The sequence below is a fragment of the Caulobacter sp. D5 genome (assembly GCF_003185805.1).
Taxonomy (GTDB): domain Bacteria; phylum Pseudomonadota; class Alphaproteobacteria; order Caulobacterales; family Caulobacteraceae; genus Caulobacter.
This window is the reverse complement of the sequence record NZ_QHJY01000096.1, coordinates 1-15,661: the sequence shown is the minus strand read 5'-3', so window position 1 is coordinate 15,661 and position 15,661 is coordinate 1. Positions and strand designations below refer to the sequence as shown.

The 15,661-nt window shown below is 70.5% G+C and carries 17 protein-coding genes and 2 pseudogenes; 12 read left to right on the top strand and 7 right to left on the bottom strand.

All coding sequences use genetic code 11. The annotated features are described in order from the left end of the window. Positions 1-218 (top strand): annotated as a pseudogene (locus DMC18_RS07375) (VOC family protein); the annotation flags it as partial. A 61-nt stretch (positions 219-279) separates the two neighbouring features. On the opposite strand, the gene DMC18_RS07370 reads toward DMC18_RS07375, so the two are convergent. Then, positions 280-1,080 carry a MipA/OmpV family protein gene (locus DMC18_RS07370; protein ID WP_110121192.1) on the bottom strand — a complete coding sequence of 267 codons (801 nt, stop codon included), beginning with the start codon at positions 1,078-1,080 and terminating at the stop codon, positions 280-282. 372 nt (positions 1,081-1,452) lie between these two features. Here DMC18_RS07370 and ffh point away from each other — a divergent pair, with 372 nt between their 5' ends. From ffh to rimM, 3 genes are all read left to right on the top strand, one after another. Next, positions 1,453-2,976 carry a signal recognition particle protein gene (gene ffh / locus DMC18_RS07365; protein ID WP_110121191.1) on the top strand — a complete coding sequence of 508 codons (1,524 nt, stop codon included), beginning with the start codon at positions 1,453-1,455 and terminating at the stop codon, positions 2,974-2,976. A gap of 25 nt (positions 2,977-3,001) precedes the next feature. Continuing rightward, positions 3,002-3,517, top strand: a complete 516-nt coding sequence (rpsP, locus tag DMC18_RS07360) for a 30S ribosomal protein S16 (protein ID WP_110121190.1) — start codon at positions 3,002-3,004, stop codon at positions 3,515-3,517. 110 nt (positions 3,518-3,627) lie between these two features. Beyond that, positions 3,628-4,200: a ribosome maturation factor RimM gene (gene rimM, locus DMC18_RS07355; protein ID WP_110121189.1), complete on the top strand. Its 573-nt coding sequence runs from the start codon at positions 3,628-3,630 to the stop codon at positions 4,198-4,200. A 5-nt stretch (positions 4,201-4,205) separates the two neighbouring features. Here the strand turns inward: rimM and DMC18_RS07350 are convergent, their stop codons facing one another. The 3 genes from DMC18_RS07350 to DMC18_RS07340 are packed head-to-tail and all read right to left on the bottom strand — an operon-like array spanning position 4,206 to position 6,709. Next, positions 4,206-5,306 carry a dipeptidase gene (locus DMC18_RS07350; protein WP_158285876.1) on the bottom strand — a complete coding sequence of 367 codons (1,101 nt, stop codon included), beginning with the start codon at positions 5,304-5,306 and terminating at the stop codon, positions 4,206-4,208. A gap of 50 nt (positions 5,307-5,356) precedes the next feature. Next, the gene (locus DMC18_RS07345) at positions 5,357-5,863 is read right to left on the bottom strand and encodes a MarR family winged helix-turn-helix transcriptional regulator (protein ID WP_110121187.1); all 507 of its coding nucleotides are present in this window, start codon (positions 5,861-5,863) and stop codon (positions 5,357-5,359) included. A gap of 51 nt (positions 5,864-5,914) precedes the next feature. Then, on the bottom strand, positions 5,915-6,709 hold the full coding sequence (locus DMC18_RS07340; RefSeq protein WP_110121186.1) for an alpha/beta hydrolase: 795 nt from the start codon (positions 6,707-6,709) through the stop codon (positions 5,915-5,917). A 127-nt stretch (positions 6,710-6,836) separates the two neighbouring features. Here DMC18_RS07340 and thpR point away from each other — a divergent pair, with 127 nt between their 5' ends. From thpR to DMC18_RS07315, 5 genes are all read left to right on the top strand, one after another. Further along, positions 6,837-7,403, top strand: a complete 567-nt coding sequence (gene thpR / locus DMC18_RS07335) for an RNA 2',3'-cyclic phosphodiesterase (RefSeq protein WP_110121185.1) — start codon at positions 6,837-6,839, stop codon at positions 7,401-7,403. Positions 7,404-7,516: 113 nt separating this feature from the next. Then, entirely contained in the window at positions 7,517-7,981 is a 465-nt protein-coding gene (locus DMC18_RS07330) for a DUF4126 family protein (RefSeq protein ID WP_110121184.1), read from the top strand. Next, a complete protein-coding gene (locus tag DMC18_RS07325) occupies positions 7,981-9,363 on the top strand; it encodes an FAD-containing oxidoreductase (RefSeq protein ID WP_110121183.1) in 1,383 nt (460 codons plus the stop codon). Before DMC18_RS07330 ends, DMC18_RS07325 begins: the two co-directional genes overlap by 1 nt. 94 nt (positions 9,364-9,457) lie before the next feature. After that, positions 9,458-10,036: a TetR/AcrR family transcriptional regulator gene (locus DMC18_RS07320; protein WP_110121182.1), complete on the top strand. Its 579-nt coding sequence runs from the start codon at positions 9,458-9,460 to the stop codon at positions 10,034-10,036. A gap of 28 nt (positions 10,037-10,064) precedes the next feature. Then, positions 10,065-11,099 carry an NAD(P)-dependent oxidoreductase gene (locus tag DMC18_RS07315; RefSeq protein ID WP_110132807.1) on the top strand — a complete coding sequence of 345 codons (1,035 nt, stop codon included), beginning with the start codon at positions 10,065-10,067 and terminating at the stop codon, positions 11,097-11,099. Here DMC18_RS07315 and DMC18_RS07310 read toward each other — a convergent pair. Continuing rightward, positions 11,033-11,482 carry a MerR family transcriptional regulator gene (locus DMC18_RS07310; RefSeq protein WP_110121180.1) on the bottom strand — a complete coding sequence of 150 codons (450 nt, stop codon included), beginning with the start codon at positions 11,480-11,482 and terminating at the stop codon, positions 11,033-11,035. The genes DMC18_RS07315 and DMC18_RS07310 overlap by 67 nt on opposite strands. 72 nt (positions 11,483-11,554) lie before the next feature. Here DMC18_RS07310 and DMC18_RS07305 point away from each other — a divergent pair, with 72 nt between their 5' ends. Continuing rightward, positions 11,555-12,538, top strand: coding sequence for an aldo/keto reductase (locus tag DMC18_RS07305; RefSeq protein ID WP_110121179.1), 984 nt, complete (start codon positions 11,555-11,557; stop codon positions 12,536-12,538). A gap of 12 nt (positions 12,539-12,550) precedes the next feature. Here DMC18_RS07305 and DMC18_RS07300 read toward each other — a convergent pair whose 3' ends face one another. Both DMC18_RS07300 and DMC18_RS07295 read right to left on the bottom strand, forming a co-directional pair. Next, positions 12,551-13,924: a sensor histidine kinase KdpD gene (locus DMC18_RS07300; protein WP_110121178.1), complete on the bottom strand. Its 1,374-nt coding sequence runs from the start codon at positions 13,922-13,924 to the stop codon at positions 12,551-12,553. A 31-nt stretch (positions 13,925-13,955) separates the two neighbouring features. After that, a complete protein-coding gene (locus DMC18_RS07295; protein WP_110121177.1) occupies positions 13,956-14,351 on the bottom strand; it encodes a DUF2237 family protein in 396 nt (131 codons plus the stop codon). Positions 14,352-14,497: 146 nt separating this feature from the next. On the opposite strand from DMC18_RS07295, the gene DMC18_RS07290 reads away from it, so the two are divergent. Both DMC18_RS07290 and DMC18_RS07285 read left to right on the top strand, forming a co-directional pair. Further along, positions 14,498-15,376: a CoA ester lyase gene (locus DMC18_RS07290; RefSeq protein ID WP_110121176.1), complete on the top strand. Its 879-nt coding sequence runs from the start codon at positions 14,498-14,500 to the stop codon at positions 15,374-15,376. Positions 15,377-15,387: 11 nt separating this feature from the next. After that, positions 15,388-15,661, top strand: a pseudogene (locus DMC18_RS07285) (hypothetical protein); the annotation flags it as partial.

The following is a 15,661-nucleotide window of genomic DNA, read 5'->3' as shown; positions in this document are numbered from 1 at the left end:
TGGGCCTGATGGGCGGCGCGGCCCCGGGGGTCGAAGGCCGCAACCTCGACCACTTCTGCCTGCGGGTGGAAGGCCTCGACGCCAGCGAGGTGCGGGCCTATCTGGAGGCCCGCGGGGTCGCGGTCGGCGCCGAGGGCCTGCGCTACGGCTCCACCGGCGAGGCGGTGTCGATCTACCTCGCCGATCCCGAGGGCAACGGGCTGGAACTGCGGGGGTAGGGCGTCCCCAAGATCCGTAAAGCCCCCGCTTTCGCGGGGGTTTTACGGGAGGGGAGCGGATCTACCGCCCGATGAAGCGCCGCACGACGATCAGGCCGCCGCGGTATTCGTCCTGCTGGCCGTAGAGTTCGGTCAGCGGGCTGTCGGCGGCTTCGCCCAGGATGCGCTCGTAGTTGGCGAAGGTCCCGATCGCGTACTTGTCGCCGATCGGGGTCATCATCAGGAAGGCCACGCCCACCTGGTTCAGTCCGGCCTTGGGGGCGTACTGGGTGAGGGTCGGCACGGCGGCCACGTCCTTGGCCGACACGCCGTAGAAGGTGCGATTGGTGTTCTTGTCGCCGCCGCGGGCGTAGACCATCGACTGCAGCAGGCCCACGGGCGTGACGTCCTGGCGCGACACCGAGCCCCAGAAGTCCCAGCCGTCGGAGACGCCGGTGACGTCATGGCCGATGCGGCCGCCGACCACCCAGTCCTTCCAGGTGCGCTTGTAGGCGTAGAGCGCCAGGTCCGCGCCGGTGTCGGGGCTCTCGATGCCGCTGGAGGTGTCGTCCGGACCGCCCCAGCGCGGGCGCAGCTGCACGCCGGCGCGGAAGTCGTCCTGCTTGACGACGTTGTAGCCCAGGCCGTCGAGGCCGTTGGCGTAGACTTTGTCCTTCCAGGTGGCGCTGCCCCAGAGGGTGAAGTTGGTCTTGTGCGGGTCCTTGCCGCCGGGGCTGAAGCCGTAGACGGGACCGCCGCCGACATCGACCTCCCAGGTCGAGGGCGCTTCGATGTCCTTGTAGGGCAGGGCTTGCGCCAGGGCGCTGGCGGGCAGGATGAGGGCGGCGGCCGCCAGCAGGGCGGGCAGGAGCTTGGTCGACATGGAGTCCTTGCGATCAAACCAGAAGAAACGGGACCCCAATCCCTGACCGCATCCCGTCGAACGCGTTCGATGAAGCCCATAATCCTCCGCAGGCGGAAAGGCAAAGGCTCGGCATTCCTTGTCGGAGCGGTTCCGGCCGCACCGTGTCTTCCCGGCCGCAGCCCCGCAAGCGACTCGAAATCCTTGCATTTTCCACAGCCGCCCGGCATAAGCGCCCACTTCCGGCGCTTTATCAGCAGCGCCTCCACCGTCACGACCCCGCCCCGGTAGCCCGGGATCCCATGCGGACGAGGACGGCGAGGACCCCCGTCGACGTTATCGTCCACGGGGGCTGATGGCGTTTGGAGCCTTTGTTTCTAACGCGGGTTCGACATGTTCGACGGGCTTACAGAGCGACTTTCAGGGGTCTTCGACCGCCTCGGCGGTCGCGGCGTGCTGTCCGAAAAGGACATCGACGAGGCCCTGCGCGAAGTCCGCGTCGCCCTGCTGGAAGCCGACGTCGCCCTGCCGGTGGTCAAGGACTTCATCGCCAAGGCCAAGGAAAGCGCCGGCGGCGAAGCCGTCATCCGGTCGGTCAAGCCGGCCGACCAGGTGGTCAAGATCGTCTATGACGGCTTGGTCGACATGCTGGGTGGGGAAGTCCCCACCGGCCTGAACCTGGCCTTGAACCCGCCGACCATCATCCTGATGGCGGGCCTGCAAGGCTCGGGCAAGACCACCACCACCGGCAAGCTGGCGCTGCGTCTCTCCAAGACCGAGCGCAAGAAGGTGCTGGTCGCCTCGCTCGACACCCGCCGCCCGGCGGCCATGGAGCAGCTGGCGACCCTGGCCCAGCAGGTCGGCGTCGAGAGCCTGCCGATCGTCGCCGGCCAGAGCGCCGTCGACATCGCCAAGCGCGCCATGACGGCCGCCCGCCTCAGCGGCTACGACGTCCTGATCCTCGACACCGCCGGCCGCACCACGCTGGACGAGGCGATGATGAGCGAAGCGGCGGAAATCGCCCGCATCGCCAATCCGTCCGAGACCCTGCTGGTCGCCGACAGCCTGACCGGCCAGGACGCCGTGCGCACGGCCAAGGCGTTCCACGAGCGCCTGCCGCTGACCGGCCTGATCCTGACCCGCGCCGACGGCGACGGCCGGGGCGGCGCGGCGCTGTCGATGCGCCACGTCACCGGCCTGCCGATCAAGTTCCTCGGCGCCGGCGAGAAGATCGACCAGCTCGACGTCTTCGACGCCCGTCGCGTGGCCGGCCGGATCCTGGGCCAGGGCGACGTCGTCGCGCTGGTCGAGAAGGCCGCCGCCGACCTCGACGCGGCCGAAGCCGAGCGCATGGCCAAGAAGCTGGCCAAGGGCCAGTTCGACCTCAACGACCTGTCGGCCCAGCTTTCGCAGATGCAGAAGATGGGCGGCATGGAAGGCATCATGGGCCTCCTGCCGGGCGTCCAGAAGGTCAAGAAGCAGATCGCCGACAGCGGCATCGACGACAGCATCTTCCGCCGCCAGCAGGCGATCATCAGCTCGATGACCAAGCTGGAGCGCAAGAAGCCCGACGTGCTGGCCGCCTCGCGCAAGCGCCGCATCGCGGCCGGCGCCGGCGTCGACGTGGCCGAGGTCAATCGCCTGCTCAAGCAGCACCGCCAGATGGCCGACATGTTCAAGTCGATGAGCAAGGACGGCGGCAAGGGTTTGGCCCGCATGGCCGGCATGCTCGGCGGCGGCGACATGGCCCGTTTGAAATCCCTCGGCGGCGGCAAGGCGCCCGCGGCCGATCCCAACGCGACGGGAGGCCAAGGCCTTTCGGGGCTGCCCGGTCTGCCGGGCCTCGGGGGCGGGGCCAACCCGCTCTCCGGCCTGGGCGGCCTGCCGCCCGGCTTCAATCCGTTCAAGAAAAAATAGACTTTAGACCCAAGGACTTAGACCAATGCTGAAGATCCGTCTCGCCCGTGGCGGCGCCAAGAAGCGTCCGTACTACTCGATCGTCATCGCCGACAGCCACTCGCCGCGCGATGGCCGCTTCATCGAGAAGGTCGGCACCTACAACCCGCTCCTCAAGAAGGACGACCCGGCTCGCGTGACCCTGAAGGTCGAGTCGATCCAGGAGTGGCTCAAGAAGGGCGCCCAGCCGACCGACCGCGTCGCGCGCTTCCTGGCCGCCCAAGGCCTGTCGACCTGGACCGCCGGCAACAACCCGAACAAGGGCGAGCCGGGCAAGAAGGCCAAGGAACGCACCGCCGAGCGCGCCCAGCGCGAAGAAGAGCGCGCCGCCGCCGAAGCCCAGGCCAAGGAAGACGCCAAGGCCGCCGCCGCCGCCGCTGCTGAAGCCGCCGCCGCTGCCGCCGCCGAAGCCGCCGCTGCTCCGGCTCCGGCCGAAGAGGCTCCGGCTGCTGAAGAAGCCCCGGCCGCCGAGGCCCCGGCTGAAGAAGCTTCGGAAGGCTAAGGGATACGGCGCCGCTCTCCGCGTGGGAGCGGCGCCATTCTCTTTCTGATCAAAAGACCCCGGCCCGAGCCCGCCGATAGGCGCGGTCCGTCCCGGAAAGCCTCGTGTCGATGCCCATCTCTCCCGATGACCCGTTGATCCTGGTCGGCCGCGTGGCCGGCGGCTTCGGCGTGCGCGGCGAGGTGCGGATCTCGACCTATACCGAAGAGCCGATGGCCCTGAAGGGCTTCAAGCGGCTCCTGCGCCAGGACGGTTCGACCGCCCTGAGCATCGGCTCGGCCCGTCCGGTCAAGGACGGCCTGATCTGCCGCTGCCCCGAAATCACCACCAAGGAAGCCGCCGACGCCCTGCGCGGCCTCAAGCTGTTCGTCCCCCGCTCGGCCCTGCCCGAGCCGGACGAGGACGAGTTCTACCTCACCGACCTGATCGGCCTGGCCGTGCGCCACGTCGCCACCGGCGAGGACCTGGGCAAGATCAAGAGCGTGCAGGACTTCGGGGCCGGCGACCTGCTCGAGATCACGCCTCCGCTCGGCGGCCAGACCTGGTACCTGCCCTTCACCCGCGCGGCAGCGCCCGAGGTGAAGCTGGCCGAACGCGTCGTGCTGATCGATCCGCCGAACCTGGTGGGCGAGCCCGAAGGCCCTTCGGAAGAAGACCCGCCGGAAGACGCTTTCGAGGACTGAGGTCCTCAGCCGGTCCAGGTCTCGTTGAAGACCCGCCGGAAATTGCCGCCCAGCACCTTTTCCACCACCCGCGCCTTGTAGCCCCGCTTGGCGAGGGCGTCGGCGACGATCGCGCAGCGGTCGGGCCGGTTCAGTTCGGTGACGAACGGCGGCGGACCCTCGCCGGGAGCAGCGACGCCGGCGGCCTTGCGCTCTTCCAGGCTCTTGTTCCATTGCGCCATGCTCTCGGCCGAGGTGTCGAAGGGCCACAGCAGGGCGTCGCTGCCGATGCCGACATGGTCTTCGCCGCACACCTTCAGGGCGTGGGTCAGGTGGGCCAGATAGACCTCGAGCGACGGCTGGGCCGGCGCGGTCGTCAGGTAGCTCAGCTCATAGATCCCGATCACCCCGCCGCGGTCGGCCAGTTCGCGCATCAGGTCGTCGGACTTGTTGCGCGGATGGGCGTGCACGGCGGCGCAGCCGGCGTGGGTGATCAGCACCGGCCGGTTGGAGGCTTCGATGGCGGCCAGGCTCGACTTTTCGTCGCTGTGGCTGACGTCGACGGTCACGCCCTTGGCGTTCATCCGCGCCACCGCCTGGCGGCCGAGGGCGGTGAGGCCCGTGGACTCCTTCGACATCGTGCCTGAAGCGAACGGGGTGGTGCGGTTGTAGCTGAGGCCCATGATCAGCACCCCGAGGTCGTGGAACTGGTCGATGGCGGCCAGATCCCCCTCCAGCATCTCGGCCGCCTCGAACGAATAGATCACGCCCAGCCGGCCCGAGGCCTTGGCGCGGGCGAAGTCGGCCGGGGCGACGACCTTCATGTAGAGGTCGGGGTTCAGGGCGATGGCCTTGTCGAAGCCGGCGATGCTTTCGACGACCTCGGCCCGGGTCTCGCCCCCTGAACCGCCGATCGTCATCTTGGCCGCCGTCAGGCCCGAGGCCTTGATCTGGTCGCGGGTCTCCTTGTCCAGCGGCTTGGTGTCGTCGATGGGCAGGACGAGATTGCCGTTGATGATCACGGCGTCGCGATAGAGGTCGGCTGCAGAGGGCGCCGCGAGCGCTGATCGGCTCAGACAGGCCAGGGCGGGCAGGGCGCCCAGCAGGGCGCGTCGGGTGGGGGTCATGACCAGCGATCTCCGTTCGGCGGTCATTTATGTAGGTGCCTACATATCTGTCAATCGGCGGCCTCGCGCGCCGCCATCCGGGCCATGATCCGGTCGAACATCGACCGGTCCTCGAGGGCGTCGTCGAGACGGTCGAGCAGGCGGGTGACCTCGCCGGCCTCGGCGTCGAGCTCGCGGGCGGCGGCGTTGAAGGCGTCCCACAGCGGGGTCAGCTGCGCCGCCAGGGTCCTGCCCTCGTCGGTCAGGTCCAGCAGGCGCCGGCGGCCGTCGTCGGGCGCGGCGACCGAGGCGACGATCCCGGCCTTCTCCATCGACCGGCTGGTTTCGCTGACCGAGGCGTGGGTGATGTGCAGGATGGCGGCGATCTCGCCCACGGCCATCGGCCGGCCATGCTCGATCAGCTGGCGCATCACGCCGTACCAGCGCTGCTCGAAGCGCACGCCGTGGGCGGCGTAGACCCGGGCGCCGTCCCGGTCCAGGCGCTCGGACGCCCGCCGCAGTCGCGCGGCCAGGGCCGCGCCGCCGAAGCCGCGGCTGTAGTCAGGATCGTCGGACATCACCAATCCTTATCCAAGCGCGCCACCATCGGCCAGCGGCGGCTTCCGGCGCTAGCCCCCCGCCTTGCGGACCATCCAGGCGGCCGCCAGGGCCGGCCAGGCGCCTTGCGGGCCGTCCAGTTCGCGCAAGGCAAAGCCGTGCGGGGCGGTTCCGAAGACGTGGGCGTCCAGATCGAGCTTCAGGTCGCGGGCCGTCTTGATGAAGTTCAGCGCGTGTTCGACCGGCACGGCCTCGTCGAGCAGGGCGTAGGCCAGGAACACCGGGCAGGCCGGCACGCCGTGCGGCTCGCCGGCGATGCCGATCGGCCAGGCGTCGTAGAAGGCCTGCTTCTCCACCGGCGGATAGTCGGGCTTGCCGGCCGGGGCCTTGTAGTCCTTGTGGTTGGCGTTGATCGGGGCGTAGGCGATCAGCACGCCGGCCGCGTCGACGCCCGGCTGGCAGGCGATGGTCCCGGCCAGGTGGCCGCCTGACGACAGGCCCAGGACGAACAGCGGCAGGTCGCGCGGGATTTGCTCCAGCGCCGACAGGGCGTCGGTCAGGGCGATGTCGGCGGGGTGAGGCTCGCCGGTCACGGGATCGGTCGCGCCGGGCAGGCGGTGGGCCAGGACATGGGCGTCGTAGCCCAGATCGTTGAGCCACAGGGCGACCTCGACCCCCTCGCGGTCGAGCATCAGCCGCAGATAGCCGCCGCCGGCGCAGACCAGCACCCGGGCCTTGGGCGCCTCCACCTTGAAGGCGTGCAGTTCGGCGCGCGAGACGGTGTCGATCACGCGGTCGGGCCACTGACCTTCGACGAGGTTGGGCGACCCGGCGCTGAGCGCGATGATCTCCGGCGAGCGCGGCATGGAAACGTCCTCGACTGTCGCGGCTGGGGAGGAAGCCGCCGCCCGCCCTTATCGGTTTGTGTTCCCCAGCGGAAGTCCGGGCGGAGCTGCATGGACGTCTCGCCCGCCGGGCGGCTAAGCTGGCGGCATGATCCGTCTGTTCACCGCGATCGCCGTGCCGCCCGAGATCGGCGCGCCCCTGCAAGACCGCCAGTCCGGTATCGAGGGCGCCCGCTGGCGGCCGCTGGACGCCTTTCACATCACCCTGCGCTTCGTCGGCGACGTGGCCGAGCCCGACGCGGCCGATCTCGACGAGGCCTTGGCGGAGATCCAGGCCCCGGCCTTCGACCTGGAGCTGAAGGGCGCCGGCCATTTCGGCGAGGGTCCCGACATGCACGCCGTCTGGGCGGGGGTGGAGGAGCAGCCGCTGCTGCGCCGCCTGCAGAAGGCCAACGAAAGCGCCGCCCGCCATGTCGGCCTCAAGCCCGCGACCCGCACCTACCTGCCGCACGTCACCCTGGCCTATCTGAAGCGCGCCACGGTTCCCGAGGTCGCCGCCTGGATCCAGCGCAACAACCTGCTGCACTCGCCGGCCTTCCGGGTCGATCGCTTCGGCCTCTATTCCAGCTGGCAGACCCGGGAAGGCTCGGTCTATCGGCTGGAGCGGGAGTATCCGCTGGTGGAGCCTGTCCCGGCGGGAGAGACGACCGCGTAGCGATAGGAGCGGCTCGGCCTGTTCGCCAAAGCCGAAACGTCCAAGCCTGCACGCTCCGCTTGCGGTTTGCTCCCAGGGCGCGCCTGATCGCGGCGACGCTCGGGAGTTCTCGCATGACCCTCTACGTCCTCGCCCTGCTGATCGGCGTGATCGCCGGCTTGCGGGCCATGACCGCTCCGGCCGCCGTCGCCTGGGCCGCGCATCTGGGCTGGATCCCGCTGGCGGGCACGCCCCTGGCCTGGCTGGGAAACAACATCGCCGTCTGGATCTTCACCGCCCTGGCGGCGGTCGAGCTGGTCACCGACCAGCTGCCCTTCACCCCCAGCCGCAAGGTTCCGCCGCAGTTCGGGGCCCGCATCGTCAGCGGCGGCTTCTCGGGCGCCGCCATCGGTTTCGCCGGCGGCTCGTGGATCGTCGGGGCCATCCTCGGCGTGGTCGGGGCGGTGATCGGCACCCTGGGCGGCGCCGAGGCGCGCGGGCGCCTGGCCAAGACCTTCAAGCGTGACACGCCGGCGGCCCTGATCGAGGACGTGGTCGCCCTGGGCGGCGCCTGGCTGATCGTCTCGGCGGTGTCGTGATGGCCGCCCAGGTGTTCGACGCGATCATCATCGGCGCGGGACAGGCCGGACCGTCCCTGGCCGGCCGGCTGACGGCCGCCGGCTGGAAGGTGGCCCTGGTGGAGCGCAAGCTGTTCGGCGGCACCTGCGTCAACACCGGCTGCATGCCGACCAAGACCCTGGTGGCCAGCGCCTACGCCGCGCATCTGGCCCGCCGCGCCGCCGACTACGGCGTCGTGCTGCAGGGCGAGGTCGGCGTCGACATGAAGGCGGTCAAGGCTCGCCAGCAGACCGTCGTCCACAACGCCCGCGGCGGCGTGGAAAAGTGGCTGAAGGGCATGGACGGCCTCACCGTCTTCGAAGGCCACGCCCGCCTGACCTCGCCCACCACCGTGCAGGTCGGCGAGGCGGTGCTGGAGGCGCCGAAGATCTTCCTCAATGTCGGCGGCCGCGCCAACGTGCCCGACATGCCGGGCGTCAATGACGTACCCTACCTGACCAACACCGGCATGATGCAGCTCGACGTGCTGCCCGAGCACCTGGTGATCGTCGGCGGCAGCTATATCGGCCTGGAGTTCGCCCAGATGTACCGGCGCTTCGGCGCGGCGGTGACGGTGGTCGAGATGGGGCCGCGCCTGATCGGCCGCGAGGACCCGGAGGTCTCCGACACGGTGCGCGAGATCCTGGAAGCCGAGGGCGTCGCCTTCCGGCTCAATTCCGAATGCATCAGCTTCTCGCCCTGTGAGGAAGGCGTCCGTGTCCACGTGTCCTGCCGCGAAGGCGAGCCGGCGGTGGTGGGCTCGCACGTGCTGCTGGCCGTCGGCCGCAAGCCCAACACCGACGACCTGGGCCTCGACGCCGCCGGCGTGACGCTCGACAAGCGCGGCTACATCCAGGTGGACGAGACCCTGCGCACGAATGTCCCGTCGATCTGGGCGATGGGCGACTGCAATGGCCGGGGCGCCTTCACCCACACGGCCTACAACGACTTCGAGATCATCGCCGCCAACCTGTTGGATGATGATCCGCGCAAGGTCACCGACCGCCTGACCGCCTACGCCCTCTACACCGACCCGCCGCTGGGCCGGGTGGGGATGACCGAGGCCGAAGTCCGCAGCAGCGGCCGTCCCGCCTTGGTCGCGACCCGCCCCATGACCCGCGTCGGCCGGGCCATCGAGAAGGGCGAAACCCAGGGCTTCATGAAGGTGCTGGTCGACGCCGAAACCAAACAGATCCTGGGCGCCTCGATCCTCGGCGTCTCGGGCGACGAGGCCATCCACGGCATTCTCGACGTCATGTACGCCAAGGCCCCCTACACGGTGCTCCAGCGCACCGTGCCGATCCATCCCACGGTGTCGGAGCTGATCCCGACGGTGCTGGGCGAGCTGAAGCCGCTCGTCTGAAGGGCGACATGACGCCGCGAATCCGCATCGCGGCCTTTACGGATCGCCTGCTCTCCATTTATAACCATCCGGTCGGTTATGAATCGGAGCCAAGATGGGACGCAAGCGCGTCATCGACCAGCAGGTCATTCTCGACGCCGCCGAGCGCGTCGTCGCGCGGGACGGCGCGGCCAACCTGACGCTGGACGCCGTGGCCAAGGAGGCCGGGGTCGGCAAGGCGACGGTGATCTACGACTTCAAGACCAAGCAGGCGCTGATCGAGGCGGTGGTCGATCGCTCGTTCGCGGCCGACAACGCCCGCCACGCGGCGCTGGAAGCCGAGCTGGCAGGCCAGGACAGCCCCGTCATCCGCGGGCGGATCCGCGGCGGCGCCCACGCCCCGCCCGAGGACTTCCGCGCCGTCGCCCTCAATCTCAGCGCTGCTCTGGTGCTGGACGCCGACCTTCGCCGGAAGATGCAGGCCAATCAGGCGGGCGTCATCGCCCGGGTGCTCGACACCTCGGCCGCGCCGCGCGGGGCCCTGCTGGCCTATCTCGCCCTCGAGGGCCTGAAGTTCCTCGAGTTCCTCGACTTCCACCACTTCCCGCCGGCCGAGCGCGACAGGATCGTTCGCGAGATCGAATGGCTGTCCTCGGTGACGCCGCAGGACGGCCCGCCGCCGACGGGCGACTGACCCCTCCCCCAAACCGGACTTCAAGACCATGACCAACCCTTCCTCCGCCGCCACCGGCGCGGCGACGAGCGCGCACGCCTGCGCGCGACGCCTCTTCGTGACCGGCGCGGCCGGCTATGTCGGCCGCAATCTGGTGCGCCGTTTCCTGAGCGACGGCGTCGAGGTGGTCGCCCTGGCGCGCAGCCCCGAAGCCGCCGACCGCCTGCGGGCCCTGGGCGCGGTCGCCGTGGTCGGCGACATCCTGGATCCGGGGATCGGCCAAGCCATGGCCGGCTGCGACGCCCTGGTCCACGCGGCCGCCGACACCGACCACGGCCATGGCGGCGCGGCGCAGATGCGGACCAACGCCGAGGGAACCCGGACCATCCTGCGCGCCGCGCGGGCCGCTGGCGTGCGCCGTGTCGTGCACCTGAGCACGGAGTCGGTGCTGAGCGACGGGCGGCCGCTACGCCATGTCGACGAGACTACGCCCTATCCGGCCCGGCCGGCCGGTTCCTATTCGCGCAGCAAGATCGCCGCCGAAAAGATCGCCCTGTCCATGAACGACGAGACCTTCGCGGTGGTCGTCGTGCGGCCGCGCTTCGTCTGGGGCCGCGACGACACGACGGCCCTGCCGACGCTGGTCGAGGCGGCCCGCTCGGGCCAGTTGGCCTGGATCGACGGCGGCGGCTATCGGACCTCGACCACCCATATCGACAACCTCTGTCACGGCGTCGACCTGGCGCTGCGGGCCGGGCGCGGCGGCGAGGTCTATTTCCTGTCGGACGGCGAGCCGATGGCGTTCCGGACCTTCGTCTCGGCGCTGCTGGAGACGCAAGGTATGGCGGCGCCGGACAAGGTGGTTCCGCGCGGCGTGGTGCGCGCCGTCGCGGCCGTGGGCGACCTGATCGGCCTGGTCACGCGGGGCGCAAAGCCCGCGCCGCTGACGCTGCAAGGCTTCGCCGCCTCGGCCGTGGAGGTGACGCTCGACATCGGCAAGGCCCGCCGCGAGCTCGGCTATGCGCCGGTCGTCTCCCTGGCCGAAGGGCTCGCGGAACTGGCGGCCTCGGCGCGGCAGAGATAGTCCTCCAGGCGCGGGACGTCGCCGGGGCGTCCCGCCGCCAGCCAGTCGAGCTTGCCTTGCAGGAAGTCGAGGCCGGCGTCGAGTTCGGCCCGGCGTTGCAGCAGGCGCTCGATCTGCAAGCGCAGCACCTGCGCCGTGCGCTCGTCCCCGCCGCCGCCCGCCCGGTATTCTTCGCTCAGCGCCGCGATCTCCCGCAGCGAATAGCCGAGCGACTGCTGCAGGCGGATCATGCGGGCGGTGGTGACGTCGTCGCGGGTGAAGACCTGGTACGGATTGCCGCCGCCCTTGCCGCCCCGTTCGGGCCGCAGCAGCCCCTTGCCGACATAGAACCGGACGGTGTCGATGGGCAGGCCGGCGACGCGGGCGAACTCCGAGATCAGCATGCCGACGGCTCCTTGACCATGGACCATGGTCCACACTTATAGGGCTGTTCGTCATTCCTTCGGAGCCTTTCCATGACGAACCTTTCGCGCGCTCTTCCCCGGGTCGAACTCGGGCGCGGCGGCCCCTCCATCGGCGCCCAGGGCCTTGGCTGCATGGGCATGAGCGAGTTCTACGGCGCGACCGACGAGGCCGAGGCCCGCGCCACGCTGGACCGCGCCCTGGAGCTGGGCGTGACCCTGTTCGACACCGCCGACATGTACGGGCTGGGCGCCAACGAGGCCTTCCTGGCGGATTTCCTGCGCCGGAACCGGGGCGCGGCCCTGGTCGCCACCAAGTTCGGCTATGTCCGCACGCCCCAGACGCCCGACGACTGGAGCCTCAGCAACCGCCCCGAGCACATACGCGCGGCCGTGGAACGGTCGCTGCAACGCCTCGGGGTCGAGACCATCGACCTCTACTACATGCACCGCCGCGACAAGGCCGTGCCGTTGGCCGAGTCCGTCGGCGCCATGGCCGAGCTGGTGAGCGCCGGCAAGGTGCGTCAGTTGGGCTTGTGCGAGGTCGAGCCCGACGAACTGCGCGAGGCTCACGCGATCCATCCGATCGCCGCCCTGCAATCGGAATGGTCGCTGTTCAGCCGTGACATTGAGGACGAGATCGCGCCGCTGGCCGCCGAACTGGGCGTGACGCTCGTGCCCTTCGCGCCGCTGGGCCGGGGCCTGCTGACCAGCCGCGACTTCGCCCGCGCGCTGCCCAAGGACGATGCGCGCCTGAACTTCCCGCGCTTTGCGGCGGAGAACCTGGACGGCAACGACAGGCTGGTCGCCGAGGTCGAGGCGATCGCCGCCGCGCATGGGATCACGGCGGCCCAGACGGCCCTGGCCTGGCTCTACGCCCGGGCCAGGGCGCTGGGCGTGGCCATGGTTCCGATCCCCGGCACGCGCCGGCGGACGCGCCTGGAGGAGAACGTCGCGGCGGCGACCCTGACGCTGTCGGAGGCCGACATGGAGAGGCTGGAGACCCTGGCCGCGAAGGTCAGGGGCGTGCGGGTCTGACGCCTCGCCGCCTCAGGCCGCCAGCGGCAGGGTGACCCGGAAGGCCGAGCCCTCGCCGGGGCGGCTGTCCACGCCCAGGCGGCCGCCATGGGCCTCGACGATCGCCTTGCTGATGGTCAGGCCCAGGCCGTTGCCGTGGGCGGCCGCGGCGTCGGTCTGCCAGTTGCGGTCGAAGATCCGGGCGGCCTGTTCCTCGGTCATGCCCCAGCCGGTGTCGCGCACCTCGACCACCACGGCGGCGTCGGAGATCTCGCTGGTCAGCGACACCTGGCCGCCGGGGGCGGTGAACTTGATGGCGTTGGACAGCAGGTTGGCCACCACCTGCTCCAGGCGGGCGCCGTCGGCTTCGAGGAAGGCGTCGGCCGCATCCAGGTCGCCGTGCGGTGCGTAGGAGAAGGCCACGCCCTTGCGCGCGGCCGAGACCTCGAACTGGCCGGCGACGTCGGCCAGCAGTCGGCGCAGGTCGACCGTCTCCTTCGACAGCACCAGGCCGCCGGCCTCGATCTTGGAATGGTCGAGGATGTTGCGGATCAGCCGGCGCATGGTCTCGGTGGCCATGCGGATGTTCTCGATCGCCCCCTTCATGCGCGGCTGGCGGTCGAGCTCGGGCTCGGCCAGCAGGTTCTCGCTGGCGAACAGGATGGTGGTGATCGGGTTGTTGAGGTCGTGGGCGACGATCTCGACGGCCTCCTTGCGGGCCAGGGAGATGGACTTTTCGCGCTCGGCCAGGCGGGCGGCGGCCTGGTCATAGGCGCGCTTCTGCTCGACCAGCCGCAGCAGCAGCCTGCCCAGGAAGGCGCAGAAGGCGAAGGCGCAGACCGAGGCGACGGCCAGCACCCAGAAGACTCCCCGCACCACGCGCTGGCTGTGGGCGCGCTCGGCCTGGTAGCCGGCGGTCGCCTGGTCGGCGAAGCGGTCGATGGCCGCGTTGAGCTCCGCCGACAGGGGCACGGCGTTGCGCTGGAAATAGGCGTTGGCCTCGGCCGGCGAGGCGCCGCCCAGCCGCTTGGCCAGGCCGGTGTCCTGCATGGTCAGCAGCCGGCGCTGCAGGCCGGCCACCGTGTCGAGGGTGGTGTGGGCGCCCGTGTCGCGGGCCAGGCCGCGCAGCTGGCCCAGCAGGCTGTCGAACCGCTGGTTCGAGCGCTTCAGCTCGCCCAGCGGCGCGGCGTCGCCGGTCAGCACGATCACCGGCACCAGCGAGTTCTGCCGCATCTTCTCGCCGCGCAGTTCGTGGGCCAGGATCACCGTGCGGGCATAGAGGGCGTCCAGCCGATCCTGCGCGGTCGAGACCTGCGACAGGAACACCAGGGACGCGGCCAGCAGCGGCAGGAAGGCCAGGGCGATCAGCCCGACCAGCATCAGCAGCCTGCGCTCGTAATCGACCATCGGGGCTCCCGTCCGGCTGCCAGGCATGCGCCTAGGCGGCCGCGTGGTCCTTCAGCACGCCCAGCGAGACGATCGCCAGGGTCTCCTCGTGGGTGGCCTCCAGTATGACCTGGGGCGCCATGCCGGCGTCCAGCGCCTCGCGCCAGCGGCCGGCGCACAGGCACCAGCGGTCGCCGGGCCGCAGGCCGCGGAAGGCGAATTCGGGACGCGGGGTCGACAGGTCGTTGCCGCTAGCCTTGGAGAAGGCCAGGAACTCCTCGGTCATCACCGCGCAGACGGTGTGCAGGCCCAGGTCGTGCGGTCCGGTCTCGCAGCAGCCGTTGCGGTAGAAACCGGTCACCGGGTCGAGCGAGCAGGGGACCAGTTCGCCGCCCAGGACGTTGCGGGCCGTCTCGTCGTATCGCGTGGGCGTGGGGCGCGTCGTCATGCGGCGAGCTTAACCCCGTTTGCCGCTTTCCCGCCATGGCTTCCCCCGAGACGGTAGCGGGCGCGTCGCCCGCCGCGATATCTCCGCTTTTCGGCCCGCGCGGCAGGTGCTTTACAGGTTTTGCGATCCCGCGCCTCGAGAGCCTCATGACCGACATCGCCCGGCCACGCCGCAGCGCCCTCTACATGCCCGCCTCCAACGCCAAGGCCGTGGAGAAGGCCCGCACGCTGGACGCCGACGTGATCATCCTCGACCTGGAGGACGCCGTCGCGCCGGAGATGAAGCTCGCCGCCCGCGAGGCCGCCGTGGCCGCGGTCAAGGCCGGGGGCTTTGGCCCGCGCGAGATCGTCATCCGCACCAACGGCCTGGACACCCCCTGGGGCGCCGACGACCTGAAGGCCGCCGCCGAGGCCGGCCCCGATGCGGTGCTCGTGCCTAAGGTCAATGACGCCGCCGACGTCCACGCCTATGACGCGGCCCTGCACGCCGCTCCGATCCACACCCGCCTGTGGACGATGATCGAAACCGCCAAGGCCGCCTTTCACCTGTGGGAGATCGCCGGCGCTTCGAGGACCACCCGCCTGTCGGCCTGGGTGATGGGGGTCAACGACCTGGCCAAGGAGATGCGGGCGCGGCAGACGCCGGGCCGCGAGGCCTTCCTGCCGATCCTGTCGCTGTCGGTGGCGGCCGCGCGCGGCCATGGCCTGTCCATCCTCGACGGGGTGCACAACGACATCGAGGACCTGGTCGCCCTGGAGGCCGTCTGTGGCCAGGCGGCGGACTTCGGTTTCGACGGCAAGACCCTGATCCACCCCAAGCACCTGGAAATCTGCAACCGGGTGTTCTCGCCCTCGGCTGACGAGATCGCCTGGAGCCGGGCGGTGATCGTCGCCTTCGCCGACCCGGACAACGCCGGCAAGGGCGCGCTGCGGGTCGAGGGCAAGATGGCCGAGCGCCTGCATCTGGTTCAGGCCCAGCGCCTGGTGGCCGTGTCGGAAGCCATCGCCGCGAAGACGGCGGGCTGATAGGGAAATCCATGCGTCGCCTTGTCTTGCCGTCCGTTTCCCTGTCGGTTTCGCTGGTCGCCCTGCTGTCGATCCCGGTCGTCGCCCTGGCCCAGGCCTCGGCCCCCGCTGCTGTTCCGGCCGCCTCCGCGTCTGACGCGGTGGTGACGACGGCGCCCCAGGCGCCTGTGGCCGCCCAGGCTCCCGCGCCGGCGATCCCGGTGGTCGCCGCGCCGCCGGCCGGCCAGCCTGGAGCCGCGCCCGCGCCCGCGGTCGCGCCGCCGGCCGCCGATCCGCTGGCCGACC